Consider the following 14,974-nt stretch of genomic DNA (forward strand, 5'->3'; position numbering starts at 1 on the left):
ACTTTTAGTCTCCTTTCGCAGAGTAGTCGCGTTTACGTGGTGGGATTAAAGAAACGTCGACTTCTTGGTACGTGATGATTGGATTACCAGTAGTTGGGTCAAACTTCGCCATTGTTGTTTTCAAGAATTGCTCGTCATCACGATTAGGGAAATCAGGTTTATAGTGCGCACCACGAGATTCATTACGTAATAATGCGCCTTTTGTCATTACTTTCGCAAGCACTAACATATTTTTAAGCTGACGTGTAAAGTGTGCGCCTTGATTACTCCATTTTTGCGTATCGTTAATGTTGATGTTGTTCCAACGCTCAGTAAGGTCATCAAGTTTTTTCAATGTATCTTCAAGCTGATCATTGTAACGTACTACAGTCATTGTAGCAGTCATCATTTCACCAAGCTCTTTATGCAGTAAGTAAGCGTTTTCTGTGCCTTCCATTTTCATGATAGCATCCCATTTCGCTTGTTCTTCTGTTACGCGAGCATCGTAAATCTCTTGTGGAATATCTTCTGCATGCTTTTTAAGATGTTTTACATAATCTACTGCGTTTGGTCCTGCAACCATACCACCATAGATAGCAGATAATAATGAGTTAGCACCAAGACGGTTGGCACCGTGTTGAGAGTAATCACACTCACCTGCTGCAAATAGACCAGGAATTTCAGTCATTTGGTTGTAGTCAACCCATAATCCACCCATTGAATAGTGAACTGCTGGGAAAATCTTCATAGGTAATTTACGTGGGTCATCTCCTACGAATTTTTCGTAGATTTCAATGATACCACCAAGTTTAACGTCTAACTCATGTGGATCTTTATGTGAAAGATCTAGGTATACCATGTTTTCGCCATTGATACCAAGTTTTTGGTTTACACAAACGTCGAAAATTTCACGTGTTGCAATATCACGTGGTACTAAGTTACCATAAGCTGGGTATTTCTCTTCTAAGAAGTACCAAGGTTTACCGTCTTTATAAGTCCAAATACGACCACCTTCACCACGAGCTGATTCTGACATTAGACGGTTTTTGTCATCTCCAGGAATCGCTGTTGGGTGAATTTGGATGAACTCACCATTCGCATATGAAGCACCTTGTTGGTAAACGATAGAAGCAGCAGAACCTGTGTTAATAACAGAGTTTGTTGTTTTACCGAAAATAATACCAGGGCCACCAGTCGCCATAATAACAGCGTCTGCACGGAACGATTTAATTTCTTCTGTACGCATATCTTGCGCTACGATACCACGGCACACGCCGTCTTCATCGATAATAACACCAAGGAATTCCCAGTGCTCATATTTATTTACTAAACCAGCTACTTCATGAGAACGAACTTGCTCATCAAGCGCATATAGTAATTGTTGACCAGTTGTTGCACCAGAGAAAGCTGTACGGTGCATTAAAGTACCACCAAAACGACGGAAATCTAATAATCCTTCTGGTGTACGGTTGAACATAACACCCATACGGTCCATTAAATGGATAATCCCAGGGGCTGCATCACACATACCCTTAACTGGTGGTTGGTTCGCTAAGAAGTCACCACCATATACTGTATCATCAAAGTGGATCCATGGAGAATCCCCTTCACCTTTAGTATTTACCGCACCATTAATTCCGCCCTGCGCACAAACAGAGTGTGAGCGTTTTACAGGAACTAATGAGAATAAATCAACTTCAGTACCAACTTCAGCTGCTTTAATCGTTGCCATCAGACCGGCAAGACCACCGCCGACAACAATTATTTTGCTTTTCGCCATGATTATTTCTCACTCCTCTTAAAAAATTGCATTGATTGCATTTGCTCTATCGTAGCTTTCTATGGAATTATACAAAAGCTAAAATAGCAGCAATACCAACTACACTTAGAATTACGAAAATGATGTTTGTTACGTAAGTAGCAATCTTTTGAGCCTGTGGAGATTGTGTAATACCCCAGCTTACTAGGAATGCCCATAAACCGTTAGATAAGTGGAAAGTTGCTGATAAAATACCAACAATGTAGAATCCAAGCATGAATGGATTAGCAACGATATTCGCCATCATGTCGTAATCAACGTGTGTGCCAAGTGCTTTTTGAATACGAGTTTGGAAAATATGCCATGCAATGAAAATCACTAGGAATACACCTGTGAAACGTTGTAATGAGAACATCCAGTTACGGTATGTGCTGAAACGTCCTGTGTTTGGTGTAGCAGTGAATGCAATGAACACTCCATAAAATGCATGGAACATCAATGGAATATAGATGACAATCCATTCAACTAGGATAAGGAATGGAATCTTCTCCATTACTGCGGTAGCATCGTTATAACTATCTGCCCCGCCTGTTGCTGTAAAGTTAATGAACAGGTGCATCGTTAAAAACAGACCTACTGGAATGATCCCAAGTAGAGAATGTAAGCGACGCCATAAAAACTCTCGATCTTTCGACAAGACTGTTACCCCCCTTAGTACTTAAAATAGCACAACAAAAGAAGTCATCATTTTGTAAATGATACTTCATTGACTGTGTATTTCATCATGGTACAATATTATGACATGTTTATTGTACTCTCAAGAGCTACGAGCGTCAAGGCAACTCGAAGTTTTTCATAGAGCTTATTAAAGAACTAATCTAGTGCATAATGCGTCGTTTTTTCTCGAAAAATCTACCATTACTTTATTAACGTTAAATTTTAAGAAAATTCTAAGAAAGAAGGATAACAATGTTAAACACTCCATCTCCTACAATCTCTTCCTTTGGTTATGAGATCATTCGCGATCATATTCTATCTTCTATACTCGGTAAACATGAGAATGATGTCCTTTATTGGGCAGGCAAAGAGCTTGCGCGTAAGTTTCCATGTAAAAGTCAAGACGAACTTATCGCATTTTTCGCAGATGCCTGTTGGGGTACATTAGAGCTCATGAAAGAATCGAAAGACGGACGCATTTTCCAGTTGACAAACGACCCTGAAATATTACAAATCAAACAACGTAGCTTTAGACTTGAGGCAGGATTTATAGCTGAACAAATTCAGCTAGCTAAAGGCTATTTAACAGAATGCTATGATGAAAAACGTGAAAAGCAACATTACGTTATGTTTACAGTCAAATGGGACGTAAAGGAACGGATCATGCATACGATCCCAACAGAGTAACAAAAAAGGATTGTCTCCCCAATCAATAAACGGGATGACAATCCTTCCTTTTATTTCGGACAATGACAGAAAATGCTGTTTCTTCTATTATTATATGTAAAGAGCCTGCTCTAAATTAAATTCATCATGTAATGCATTTGCCGCACGAATCATTTCATCCTGCGGAACTACAACAGACACTTTAATTTCCGAGGTGCTGACCATCTTCACAGGGATATTTTCACGACGTAACCGGTCGAACATACGGGCAGCGACACCGGGATTAGAAACCATACCAGAGCCAACAATAGAAACTTTTGCTAATCCAATTTCGAAATCAGCAAAGCTAAAGCCAAGCGATACTTTACTGTCCTCTAAAACACGTAATGCTTCCGCAAATTCTTCTTTCAAAATTGAAAAGGACACAGTTGGTTTTAATCCATCAATAATGGCTTGAACAATAATATCCACGTTGATGCGATTTTCAGCAAGAGTTGAAAATATATCCGCTAATGAAGCACCCGAATATGCATCATAGCCAATTGTTAAACGAATAACATCTGATTCAAAGGCAACACCACGAACTATTAAATTTTTCTCCATCTCTACTTCCTCCTTCAATAAAGTACCTACTGACTCCACTAAACTAGAGCGTATGATAACTGGTATTTGAAACTTTTTAGCTAACTCAACTGCACGTGGATGTATGACCTGTGATCCTAAATGAGCTATCTCTAACATTTCATCATAGGAAATTTCCTGTAGTTTTTGTGCCTGTACAACAAAGCGTGGATCTGCTGTATACACACCGTCAACATTCGTGTATATGTCTGTCCGCTCGGCATCTAATGCAACAGCAAGTGCGACGGCTGTCGTTTCGGTCCCACCTTTCCCAAGCGTTGTTATATTGTGGTCATTGTCAATGCCTTGATCTCCAGCAATAACGACGATTTGTTCTTGCATTAAATGTTCTTCGATACGACTAACATCGATATGATCTATCCGTGCATGACTATACATATGATCCGTGTAAATACCAGCCTGCCAGCCTGTTAATGACACCGCATTATAGCCAGCTCCTTGTAACGCAATGGCAAAGACTGAGCTTGATAGCTGAGAGCATGAAGACACAACTGCATCTAATTCACGTTTTGACACATCATCTGTGAAATGAAGTACGCTCATTTTCACGTCTTGTATCGTTTGTCTCATTGCAGCTACTACTACTACCACATCGAAACCTCTATCTTTTTCAGCAATCGCTTTTCGTACAGCCTCTTGAATTTGTTCGGGTGATGCTAATGCAGCCCCTCCAAATTTCATCACTATTCTAGACATTTCTTTTGTTCTCCTTTCCAGTCTGGTAATTCACCTAATATAAGGTGTAAAACAGCCTCTAGAAAACTAAAAGGCAGCCTTCACAAAACGTGAAAGCTGCCTCTAACATGTACAATAAATGAAACTTGCGCATGTGTGATAGCTCTCCGAAACTTGTAGAATCGACAGTCTTACATTTCTTAAATGCAAAACCAGTACAACAGTGGAAACAACATTACTGTACTTCGGCAAGCTCCCCTTTCACGCAATGTCTTAGGATTTGTTCATCCTCTATTGCGCTACTTTTGAATCTTGCACCTCTATCATCACCTTAAAAGTGAATGTATTAAATTTATGTTCGCCCTCATTAAAACAAGTGGGCTGTTAACATTGGACAACAATGTTATTTATAACCTTAGCATATGTCTATTCCTTTGACAATGACTCCTGCTGAAAATAGGCATAAATATGACTTGCTAAATTAGCTGGCATCCCGGCTTCCTGTAAAGCCAGCTCACTAGCCTCACGTATTTTCTTAACGGACCCAAAGTGTTTAAGTAGCTGCTGTTTTCGTTTTGGACCGACACCCTCAATTTGATCCAGCACAGATTGGATAGCATGCTTTTCATGCTGTTGACGTAAAAAGGTAATCGCAAAACGGTGGACTTCATCTTGAATTCGTTGTAATAAATAAAAACCGTCACTTGTACGTTTTAAGGCAATGACCTCGGGCGGATCACCAAACAATAGTTGCGATGTATTATGCTTGTCATCCTTTGCTAAACCAGCAATAGGTATAACAAGTCCTAGCTCATCCTCTAATACTTCTCGTGCTACTTCCATTTGACCTTTACCACCATCTATTAGCACTAAGTCTGGTAGTGGAAGACCTTCCTTCAAAACACGAATATAGCGCCGGCGAATGACCTCTTGCATAGCACCATAATCATCATGCTTAGCTGCTGTCCGAGTTTTATATTTGCGATATTCCTTTTTGGCAGGCTTGCCATCAATGAAAACAACCATTGCAGATACTGCGTCCGTTCCATGCATATGACTATTATCAAAAGCTTCAATTCGTAATGGTGTCGTTATACCCATTGCATCGCCTAGTGCCTCACATGCACCAATAGTACGTTCTTCCTGCCGTTCGATAAGCTGGAATTTAGCGGCAACTGCAATTTCAGCATTTTTCGTCGCTAAATCCACCAACTCCTTCTTTTGACCTCTTTTTGGTGTAAGAACTTTAATGCCTAATAATTCCGTTAAAATCGCACCATCAATTGCTTGTGGAATAAAGACTTCTTTTGGCTTAATATGTTCTGGTTTTTCATAAAACCGTCCTACAAAGGTTAGGAACTCTTCCTCTGGATCTTGATAGATGGGGAAAATAGAAACATCCCGTTCGATCAGCTTCCCTTGGCGAACGAAGAAAACCTGTACACACATCCATCCTTTTTCCACAGCATAGCCAAAGACATCGCGGTTGGTCGTATCACTTGATACTATTTTTTGCTTTTGCATAACCGTATCTATATGAGCAATTTGATCACGAAACTCCTTAGCTCGTTCAAACTCCAAGTTTTCAGCAGCCGCAAGCATTTTTACTTCAAGCTCCTTTTTGACTGCCTCAACTCCACCGTTAAGAAACTTCGTCATATCCTCAATCATTTCCTGATAAACGTGACCTTCAATTTCTTTCACACATGGTGCTATACATTGGCCCATATGATAATACAAACAAACTTTTGAAGGTAGTTGCACACATTTTCGTAGTGGATATAAGCGATCCAACAGCTTCTTTGTTTCACTTGCCGCATAGGCATTAGGATACGGTCCAAAATATTTAGCTTTGTCCTTTTTTACTTTACGTGTCGTAATTAGACGAGGATGTTTTTCATTCGTAATTTTTAAATACGGATACGTCTTATCATCGGTCAACATGACATTGTATTTTGGGTCATGCAGTTTAATGAGATTCAGCTCTAAAATAAGTGCTTCTATATTTGATGATGTCACGATATACTCAAAATCTTCTATTTCGCTTACAAGTCTTTGCGTTTTACCTTCATGTGTTCCTGTAAAGTATGAACGGACACGATTTTTCAGTACCTTCGCTTTCCCGACATATATAATGGTCCCCTGTCGATCCTTCATCAAATAGCAGCCAGGCTGATCTGGTAGAATATCCAGTTTACGCTTAATTAAATCGTTCATTACCTACCTGCCTCCTACTTAAAATTCCCCTCAATAAATCATTTTATCTTTCTATAGTATATAACGAAAAAAAGCCGAACACATCAATTGATGGTCCGGCTTTTGTGAACTTCATTCATTACGCATGTTTTGCGATAAATGCTTCTAAAGCTTCTTTTGGTTGGAAGCCTACAGTTTTGTCAACTAATTCTCCATCTTTAAATAATAATAATGATGGGATTGACATGATTTGATACTCAGCTGCAGTACCTTGGTTATTATCTACGTCAACTTTTACAATTTTAGCCGCGCTACCTGCAGCATCCATTTCCTCAAGAACTGGCCCGATCATTTTACAAGGTCCGCACCAAGCAGCCCAAAAGTCCACTAATACTAACCCTTCTTTAATATCACTTTGGAACGTAGCATCTGTTGCATGTACAATTGCCATTTGAAATCCTCCTTAAACTTACTATGATTGTAGTATAGCATGGATAAATTCACTTGAGCGAACAATCTGCCTGTAATGTATTTTTTATGAAAATCCTTGTCGAAAATTAAACGTACCGATTAATTTTGTTGATAACGGCCTTTCCATAAATAAGTTAACGTAATAAAAATGTAGATGGCTAATGTAATACCCGTCACGATTATTGAAGTGGTAAAAATAATACCAATTAAGATCGTACTCAGTGCAATAATCGCAATCCATGTAGTATAAGGGTACCATTTCACTTCATACACACTTGAGTTTGCTGATTGTTTTTTTCTTGATTTCAGATGAGCTATGGCAATAATTAACCAAATAAATAGCACAGTATATCCAAGTGATCCCATCAGAAAATCAAATGTCTTGCTTCCAGCATATAACGAAACGATGACACCTAAATATAACGCTAATGTACACATCAAAATCGCATATACGGGAACATTTCTTTTGGATAATTGAGCAAAAATTTTAGGAACACGCCCGTCTACTGCTTGTGTATAAAGTACACGTGACGAACCATAAAGGCCCGAATTCATAGAAGAAATAATAGCAAGTAACACTACAGCATTCATTATATGATCCGCACCAGGAATTCCGATCATTTTAAATACCATTACAAATGGACTTTCTGGTACTCCATTCACTTCATTCCAAGGAATCAAACTAACGATAATAAAGAATGGCAGTAAATAGAAAGTAACAATCCGTACTAATGTACTGCGCACAGCTTTTGGTACTACCTTTTCAGGATTTTTTGTTTCAGCTAATGTAATCCCAATGATTTCAGTTCCACCATAGGAATAGATCACCACAAGCATAGCTGCAATTAATCCCATTGATCCATTTGGGAAAAAACCGCCGTGCGAGGTTAAGTTAGAAAAACCTACAGCACTATGTTGACCAAATGAGACAAGCAATAAAATGAGTCCTGCAATAATAAATACAATAATAACCGTAATTTTAATCAATGCTAGCCAGTATTCCGTTTCAGCAAAAATCTTCACGGATAACAGATTAATAGCTGACACTAGCACCGAAACAGATAACGCCAATATCCAAATTGGGTATTCAGGCAACCAATATTGTATAAAAATAGCGGCGACAACAGATTCTGCTGCAATATTTAATACCCACATCTTCCAATAAATCCAGTCTAAAAAATAAGCAGGATATTTGCCTAAAACGGATTCGACTAAATCTCTAAACGTTCTTGCTTCCTTATTGCGGACTGCCATTTCTGCGAGACCTTGCATAACAAATAATAAAATAATGCCCCCTAATAAATAGGCTATAAGCACCGATGGACCTGCCATATCAATGGCTGCACTACTTCCTTTAAATAATCCTGCGCCAATGGCACCACCTAATGCCATCATCGTAATGTGACGCGAGGTCATTGTTCTTTTTAATTGTTGTTGATTGTTCTTTTCCACTTTCTTACCTCCTAAAAATCAAAAAAGGCATACCGTCTGTTCCTTCATCATCAAATGAAAGAAGAGACGATATGCCATAAGCAAACCGCGGTACCACTCTAATTGGTTCTTTATGAACCCAACTTAAAACCTTGTAACGAAGGTCAATCGTCAAACAAATAGAATAATCAGACAATTCTATTTATCTTACCACTCCTAGGCAAGTTCAAAGTCTTATTGGTCTGCGTTGCACCAACCCGCAGCTCTCTTTACCGAATAATGAGCTTTTACTACTCCTAATCTTTGCGTTTAAAAACATTATTTGAATATTTAATGATATTCAACACTATAATCGTATCTGTTAATTATGTCAATATTTTATTTTGCAATAATTTTCAAATAGCAGCTACTTTCTTAGAAAATTAAAAAAGCAGGAAGGATCATCCCTCCCTGCAATAACGTTTATGCATTCACTTTTAGAGCCTTAAATTCCTCAATTAATAACGGAACTACTTCAAATAAATCTCCAACAATTCCATAGTCTGCTACTTTGAAAATATTTGCTTCAGGATCTTTATTAATAGCAACAATTACTTTAGAATTTGACATTCCTGCTAAATGCTGAATTGCCCCTGAAATACCAGCTGCAATATAAAGGTCTGGAGTTACAACCTTACCAGTTTGACCAATTTGAAGTGAATAGTCACAATACTCAGCATCACATGCACCACGAGATGCTCCAACCGCACCGCCTAATAAGTCAGCAAGCTCTTTCAGTGGCTCAAATCCTTCTTCAGATTTCACACCGCGACCACCAGCAACAACAACTTTTGCCTCTGATAAGTCAACACCTTCTGAAGATTTACGAACAACCTCTTTAATAATTGTGCGAAGGTTTGTAATATCTACAGTAACTGCCGAAACATCTCCTGTTTTACCATCAACTTTTTCTAAAGGTGCAATGTTATTTGGACGAATAGATACTAATACAATACCGTCTTTTACCTTCACCTTTTCAAAAGCTTTACCAGAGTAGATTGGTCGAATGAATACAACATCATCGCCTGCGCCTTCAATTGTAGTAACATCAGATACAAGACCTGCCTGTAATTTACTTGCGATTTTTGGCGATAAATCTTTTCCATTTGCCGTATGGCCAAAGACAATGCCAGCTGGCTTTTCTTGCTCAATAATAGCTAGTAGTGCTTGACTATAGCCATCAGATGTATATTGTTTTAAATGTGGGTGTTCCACCGTTACAACACGATCAGCACCATATTCAAATAATGGACCTGTTAAATTTGCTACAGCATCCCCTAAAAGTACCCCTACAACCTCGCCACCATCAGCAATTTGTTTTGCAGCTGCAATTGCTTCGAAAGAAACATTACGTAAGCTTCCTTCACGAACTTCACTTAATACTAATACTTTTTTTGACATAGCATATTCCCTCCGTTACCCTTTAAGATTCGATTTTTTAAACTACTTTTGCTTCCGTATGAAGTAGATTTACCAGTTCTTTTACTTGTACAGAAAGGTCGCCTTCAAGCACACGGCCTGCTGCTTTTTGAGCTGGTAAGAAGATATCAATCGTTTCAATCTTCACTTCTACATCGTCTTCATCGATATCTAAATCATCTAACTCAAGTTCTGCAAGCGGTTTCTTCTTCGCTTTCATAATACCTGGTAGGGATGGATAACGTGGCTCATTTAAACCTTGTTGAGCTGTTACTAACAGTGGTAAAGAAGTTTCAATTACTTCTGAATCCCCTTCTATATCACGAACAATTTTCGCAGAAGTTCCATCAATTTCAAGTTTTGTAATCGTTGTTACATAATTAATATCTAGTAAGTCTGCAACACGTGGACCCACTTGACCTGAACCACCATCAATCGCAACATTTCCTGTTAAAATTAAATCAGCATCTTTATCTTTTAAGTATTCTGCTAATAAATAAGCAGCAGCATTTTGGTCTAATTCGTCTAAATCATCTTCCGTATTGATGAGCACTGCCTCATCTGCGCCCATTGCTAAAGCTGTACGTAATTGCTTCTCAGCATCCTCGCCGCCAATTGTCACTACTGTCACTTTTCCACCTGCAGCGTCACGCACTTGGATTGCTTCTTCGATGGCATATTCATCGTAAGGGTTAATGATGAATTCTGCGCCGTCCTCTTGGATTTTACCACCCGACACAACGATTTTTTCTTCTGTATCAAACGTACGTTTAATTAATGCAAAAATATTCATATATCCATACCTCCTGGAACGTTTTATAATTCTAAGTAAACTTATAAATATTATATATATTTAGTTTCAATAACATCGATAACATACTTGTTTGTTGCTATCGACATATGGGAAAATTATTTGCCAGTAAACATAGGCTCACGCTTTTCAATGAATGCTTGAATTCCTTCTTTTGCATCTTCTGTGACGAACACTGTACCAAAGGATTTTGCTTCCGCATCAATACCTTCATAAAATGAAGCATGCTTTGCATATTGCAATGTTTGAATAGCTGCCTTCAAAGCAATTGGACTCTTCTTTGCAATATTCTTTGCAATTTTTAGCGTTTCCTCTAAAAGTGTCTCTTCTGAGAATGCACGGTTTGCTAAGCCCCATTGCACAGCTTCTGTACCAGAAATCGGTTCGCTCGTAAACATCATTTCAGCAGCCTTTGCTACACCAACATAACGTGGTAATCGCTGTGTACCGCCAAAGCCAGGAATAAGACCTAATTGTAACTCTGGTAAACCTAGTTTCGCTGATTCCGTAACAAAGCGCATATGACAGCTCATTGCTAGCTCAAGCCCACCGCCTAATGCTGCACCATGAATAGCTGCGATAACTGGCTTAGGGAACGATTCCACACGCTCAAATACTTGCTGTCCATTGCTAGCTAGCTTCGTGAACTCTTCTCCAGATTCTACCCCATTAAATTCTTTAATATCTGCACCTGCAGAGAAGAAACGGCCTTCACCATGAAGTACAAGGACTCTTACAGCATCATCATGTTCTACAGCATCTAGCACAGAATTTACTTCTGCAATAATACCGCGTGATAACGCATTTGCTGGCGGACGTGCAATTGTAATATTTGCTACCCCATCTTCCACTTTCCAACTTAGAAATTCCATTTCTCCACATCCTTTTAACCTTTTATGGCGTTCAGGATTAATGCCTGAACCTTCGGAACCTGTTCCATCAAATCATATCGATAGTCATTCATAACCCACGACGTAATAGTTTCATCGATTGTTCCAAAAACCATTTGACGTGCCAAGCGTACATCCATCGTTTGATTGAACTCACCTGAAAGCATACCTTCGATTAAAATTTGATCAAGTAAATGTAAATACTCACGTAATACCGAATTAATTTTTAGTCGTAAGTCTTTGTTTGATTGGCGAAGCTCTAATTGCGTGACGGTTGCTAGGTATCGATCTGTCGCTAGAACATTAAAATGATTTTCAATCATTCGGGAAAGTTTGTCTTTAGACGTATTCCCATTTTCTATTATATCTTGTAATGACTCTACAAAAACAGCCATTTTTTCATTAAAGACAGAAATTAATATATCTTCTTTATTTTTAAAATATAAATAGATAGTTCCATCGGCCACCCCAGCCTGTTTGGCGATTTTCGATACTTGCGCTTGGTGATACCCATTCTCCGCAATAACGATGACAGCTGCATCAATAATTTGCTTATATTTTGGCTTATCTCGTTTCACTTTTATATCACCACCTAAAAAACATGCGCACGTCAACATAATCACGTATGACGTGAGAACCTAAAAAAATATGAAAATATGAATGGTCATTCATTCATATTTTCATATTATATTTTACACCATTGCTTGTCAATACTTTAACACGTATTTATTTCGCTTCTTTATTCGCCATTTTCGTTTTTTCTTCTTCCACTAATGTACGACGCAAAATTTTACCTACGGCTGTTTTTGGCAACTCCTGTTTAAATTCATAATACCGTGGAACTTTAAATGCCGCTAGATGCTGACGGCAATATTTATTTAATTCGTCTTCTGTAATCGAATACCCTTCTTTTAAAACAATATAAGCTTTTACCGTTTCTCCTCGATAAGGGTCAGGTATACCTGCTACAACGCATTCTTGGATTTCCTCTCGTTCGTATAGCACTTCCTCAACCTCTCGAGGATAGATGTTAAAGCCTCCAGCAATGATCAAATCTTTTTTACGATCCACTACATAGAAAAAGCCTTGCTCATCCATATAGCCAAGATCTCCTGTTAAAAACCAGTCATCTGCAAATGTAGCGGCAGTATCCTCTGGACGATTCCAATAGCCCTTCATCACTTGTGGCCCTTTTACTGCAATTTCACCAACTTCTCCAACTGGCAATTCTTCAGTATCCCCTGTCCGCAAAATAACTGCTTCTGTATTAGGCCAAGGTAATCCAATCGAGCCAATCACCCGCTTGCCCCAAATGGGAGTAGCATGTGTCACTGGCGATGTTTCAGTTAATCCATAACCTTCTACTAATTTTCCACCTGTTACCTCTTCAAATTTCTCTTGCACTTCAATTGGCAAAGAAGCTGAACCACTTAGGCAGGCCTTTATAGATGATAAGTCATAATTAGCAATGTCTGGATGATTTAATAAACCAATGTATAGGGTTGGCGCACCAGGGAAAAGGGTCGGCTTTTGCTTATCGATTGTCTTTAATGCTGTTTCCGCATCAAATTTCGGTAAAAGCACCATTTTATTTTGAGTGAAAACTGATAAAAGCATAACCGTTGTCATACCATAGACGTGGAAGAATGGTAGGATACCCATAATAACCTCTTCACCGTGTACACATTTATACATCCATGCATCACACATTGTCGTATTGGCTATTAAATTTTTATGGGTAAGCATGACTCCTTTCGGGAATCCGGTTGTACCACCTGTGTATTGAAGTAATGCTAGGTCTTCTTCAAAATCAAAAGGAATATGATCCATTACCTTGATTGGTGCAGAGCGCATTATTTCTGAAAACAAATGATTTTGTCCACTATGTTCAACCTTGACACTAAAGCCATATTGCTTTTTTTGAATAAATGGATAGACTAAATTTTTTGGGAATGGTAAATAGTCTTTGATGGCTGTCACAATGACATTTTCTAGGGCAGTGTCTTTGATAATTTTCATAACTCTTGGGTACAAAATATCCATCACTAGTATAACTTTTGCACCCGAATCTGCCATTTGATATTGAAGCTCACGTTCAGTATAAAGTGGATTTGTTTGTACGACAACAGCACCCGCATACATGGCACCGTAGTAAGCGATTACACTTTGAGGCGAGTTAGGTAACATAATGGCCACCCGGTCTCCCTTTTCCACACCTAATGATTGTAAATAATTTGCGAATCTTAAAGCAGATTCATATAGTTCGGTGTACGTCAAATCCTTCCCCATAAAATGAATCGCTATTTTTGATGGATTCTTTTTATAGGCGCGTGTCAAAAACTCTTGCACTGGAATTTCCTCAAACGTTAAAGACGATGGTACTTCTTCAGGATAATTTGCTAGCCATGGTTTTGCTGTCATACGTCCTCTCCCCTTTGTCCCAAACTTTGTCAATTCTTAATTTTATTATAATGAAAAAGAAATGCACTTTCAAACAGAAAATAGAAAATAAACGTATTTTCGATTAATTATTATGCATTTAACAACATTATTATGACTTATTCTAAATAGTATTTGTGCGGTTAGATACGATGAACACTCATTCATTCTCAAGTCTTTCAGATTAAAAATAACCTACATATTTCTATATTTGAAAAATATTTTTTCTCTCAAGTCTTTCGTAAATTTAGTTGAGGCTACCTGCAATAAGCTAGCTCAATAAAAAACGCACCCTTTAAAAGGATGCGTTCAAATGTTTAAATAGTCATCATATAATAGACGCCCACTGCCAAAAATGCGATACAGACAATGATTAGTACCTTTGCTAATTTTTCCATGTCATGACACTCCTATGCAATACTTGCCCCAATTACAAACGATAGACCAACTGAAATGGTAAAGGAAATGAAACCAACTGAGCGATTATCATTGGCAATCTCTTGATCAACATTAAAACGAGGTGTCATAAATTCAAATAAGAAATAGGCAACAATTAACAGCGTAAAACCAAAAAGACCCCAGCCAATCATTTCACTTAATGTACTATGACGAGCAATGGAAAAACGAAAAATATTACAAATTCCTAGTATTTTTCCGCCTGTTGCAAGTGCCACAGCTACATTACCTTTTTTAATTTCTTCCCAATTTTTATACTTCGTCACGACTTCGAACAATGCCATCGACACGACTAAACATAACACAACAACACTAAAGTATCCTGCCGTTTCGATAATTGGATATCGCCAAAAGCCAGAATTCAGCATCTTTCTCCGTCCCCTT

Annotated in this window: 13 protein-coding genes, 1 riboswitch and 1 other annotated feature; of the genes, 1 reads left to right on the forward strand and 12 read right to left on the reverse strand. The window is 38.3% G+C overall.

From position 1 onward, the window contains the following. Positions 1-4: 4 nt before the first annotated feature. Together sdhA and A2J09_RS12625 are read right to left on the reverse strand one after the other, a co-directional pair. The gene (sdhA, locus tag A2J09_RS12620) at positions 5-1,759 is read right to left on the reverse strand and encodes a succinate dehydrogenase flavoprotein subunit (protein WP_012295562.1); all 1,755 of its coding nucleotides are present in this window, start codon (positions 1,757-1,759) and stop codon (positions 5-7) included. A gap of 67 nt (positions 1,760-1,826) precedes the next feature. Further along, a complete protein-coding gene (locus A2J09_RS12625; RefSeq protein ID WP_031419376.1) occupies positions 1,827-2,435 on the reverse strand; it encodes a succinate dehydrogenase cytochrome b558 subunit in 609 nt (202 codons plus the stop codon). A 272-nt stretch (positions 2,436-2,707) separates the two neighbouring features. Here A2J09_RS12625 and A2J09_RS12630 point away from each other — a divergent pair, with 272 nt between their 5' ends. After that, the gene (locus A2J09_RS12630; protein WP_012295564.1) at positions 2,708-3,142 is read left to right on the forward strand and encodes a YslB family protein; all 435 of its coding nucleotides are present in this window, start codon (positions 2,708-2,710) and stop codon (positions 3,140-3,142) included. A 90-nt stretch (positions 3,143-3,232) separates the two neighbouring features. Here A2J09_RS12630 and A2J09_RS12635 read toward each other — a convergent pair whose 3' ends face one another. The 10 genes from A2J09_RS12635 to A2J09_RS12680 all read right to left on the reverse strand — a co-directional run bounded on the left by A2J09_RS12635 (position 3,233) and on the right by A2J09_RS12680 (position 14,958). Next, a complete protein-coding gene (locus A2J09_RS12635) occupies positions 3,233-4,459 on the reverse strand; it encodes an aspartate kinase (RefSeq protein WP_036162287.1) in 1,227 nt (408 codons plus the stop codon). A gap of 131 nt (positions 4,460-4,590) precedes the next feature. Then, positions 4,591-4,769: riboswitch (Lysine riboswitch) on the reverse strand. 95 nt (positions 4,770-4,864) lie between these two features. Then, positions 4,865-6,655 carry an excinuclease ABC subunit UvrC gene (gene uvrC / locus A2J09_RS12640; protein WP_012295566.1) on the reverse strand — a complete coding sequence of 597 codons (1,791 nt, stop codon included), beginning with the start codon at positions 6,653-6,655 and terminating at the stop codon, positions 4,865-4,867. A 118-nt stretch (positions 6,656-6,773) separates the two neighbouring features. Next, on the reverse strand, positions 6,774-7,085 hold the full coding sequence (trxA, locus tag A2J09_RS12645; protein WP_008179170.1) for a thioredoxin: 312 nt from the start codon (positions 7,083-7,085) through the stop codon (positions 6,774-6,776). Positions 7,086-7,204: 119 nt separating this feature from the next. Further along, positions 7,205-8,521 (reverse strand): amino acid permease, encoded by a 1,317-nt coding sequence (locus A2J09_RS12650; protein WP_036162896.1) that lies wholly within the window; start codon positions 8,519-8,521, stop codon positions 7,205-7,207. A 95-nt stretch (positions 8,522-8,616) separates the two neighbouring features. After that, positions 8,617-8,849, reverse strand: a binding site (T-box leader). Positions 8,850-8,998: 149 nt separating this feature from the next. Continuing rightward, positions 8,999-9,976, reverse strand: coding sequence for an electron transfer flavoprotein subunit alpha/FixB family protein (locus A2J09_RS12655; RefSeq protein ID WP_012295568.1), 978 nt, complete (start codon positions 9,974-9,976; stop codon positions 8,999-9,001). Positions 9,977-10,013: 37 nt separating this feature from the next. Beyond that, positions 10,014-10,787, reverse strand: coding sequence for an electron transfer flavoprotein subunit beta/FixA family protein (locus A2J09_RS12660; RefSeq protein ID WP_012295569.1), 774 nt, complete (start codon positions 10,785-10,787; stop codon positions 10,014-10,016). Between the two features lie 116 nt (positions 10,788-10,903). Continuing rightward, entirely contained in the window at positions 10,904-11,677 is a 774-nt protein-coding gene (locus A2J09_RS12665; protein ID WP_036162289.1) for an enoyl-CoA hydratase, read from the reverse strand. A 14-nt stretch (positions 11,678-11,691) separates the two neighbouring features. Beyond that, the gene (locus tag A2J09_RS12670) at positions 11,692-12,273 is read right to left on the reverse strand and encodes a fatty acid metabolism transcriptional regulator FadR (RefSeq protein ID WP_025114529.1); all 582 of its coding nucleotides are present in this window, start codon (positions 12,271-12,273) and stop codon (positions 11,692-11,694) included. A gap of 148 nt (positions 12,274-12,421) precedes the next feature. Continuing rightward, complete coding sequence (locus A2J09_RS12675; protein ID WP_031419385.1) at positions 12,422-14,116, reverse strand: AMP-binding protein; 1,695 nt, start codon at positions 14,114-14,116, stop codon at positions 12,422-12,424. A 428-nt stretch (positions 14,117-14,544) separates the two neighbouring features. Further along, entirely contained in the window at positions 14,545-14,958 is a 414-nt protein-coding gene (locus A2J09_RS12680) for a DUF350 domain-containing protein (protein WP_008179180.1), read from the reverse strand. Positions 14,959-14,974 lie beyond the last annotated feature (16 nt).

The sequence above is a fragment of the Lysinibacillus sphaericus genome (assembly GCF_001629735.1).
GTDB classification, from domain to species: domain Bacteria; phylum Bacillota; class Bacilli; order Bacillales_A; family Planococcaceae; genus Lysinibacillus; species Lysinibacillus pinottii.

Excerpts from the sequence above, each read along its gene's own strand:
- sdhA (WP_012295562.1), bottom strand. The coding sequence starts at position 1,759 with ATGGCGAAAAGCAAAATAATTGTTGTCGGCGGTGGTCTTGCCGGTCTG.
- A2J09_RS12630 (WP_012295564.1), top strand. The coding sequence starts at position 2,708 with ATGTTAAACACTCCATCTCCTACAATCTCTTCCTTTGGTTATGAGATC.
- A2J09_RS12635 (WP_036162287.1), bottom strand. The coding sequence starts at position 4,459 with ATGTCTAGAATAGTGATGAAATTTGGAGGGGCTGCATTAGCATCACCC.
- uvrC (WP_012295566.1), bottom strand. The coding sequence starts at position 6,655 with ATGAACGATTTAATTAAGCGTAAACTGGATATTCTACCAGATCAGCCT.
- trxA (WP_008179170.1), bottom strand. The coding sequence starts at position 7,085 with ATGGCAATTGTACATGCAACAGATGCTACGTTCCAAAGTGATATTAAA.
- A2J09_RS12650 (WP_036162896.1), bottom strand. The coding sequence starts at position 8,521 with ATGACCTCGCGTCACATTACGATGATGGCATTAGGTGGTGCCATTGGC.
- A2J09_RS12655 (WP_012295568.1), bottom strand. The coding sequence starts at position 9,976 with ATGTCAAAAAAAGTATTAGTATTAAGTGAAGTTCGTGAAGGAAGCTTA.
- A2J09_RS12660 (WP_012295569.1), bottom strand. The coding sequence starts at position 10,787 with ATGAATATTTTTGCATTAATTAAACGTACGTTTGATACAGAAGAAAAA.
- A2J09_RS12665 (WP_036162289.1), bottom strand. The coding sequence starts at position 11,677 with ATGGAATTTCTAAGTTGGAAAGTGGAAGATGGGGTAGCAAATATTACA.
- A2J09_RS12675 (WP_031419385.1), bottom strand. The coding sequence starts at position 14,116 with ATGACAGCAAAACCATGGCTAGCAAATTATCCTGAAGAAGTACCATCG.
- A2J09_RS12680 (WP_008179180.1), bottom strand. The coding sequence starts at position 14,958 with ATGCTGAATTCTGGCTTTTGGCGATATCCAATTATCGAAACGGCAGGA.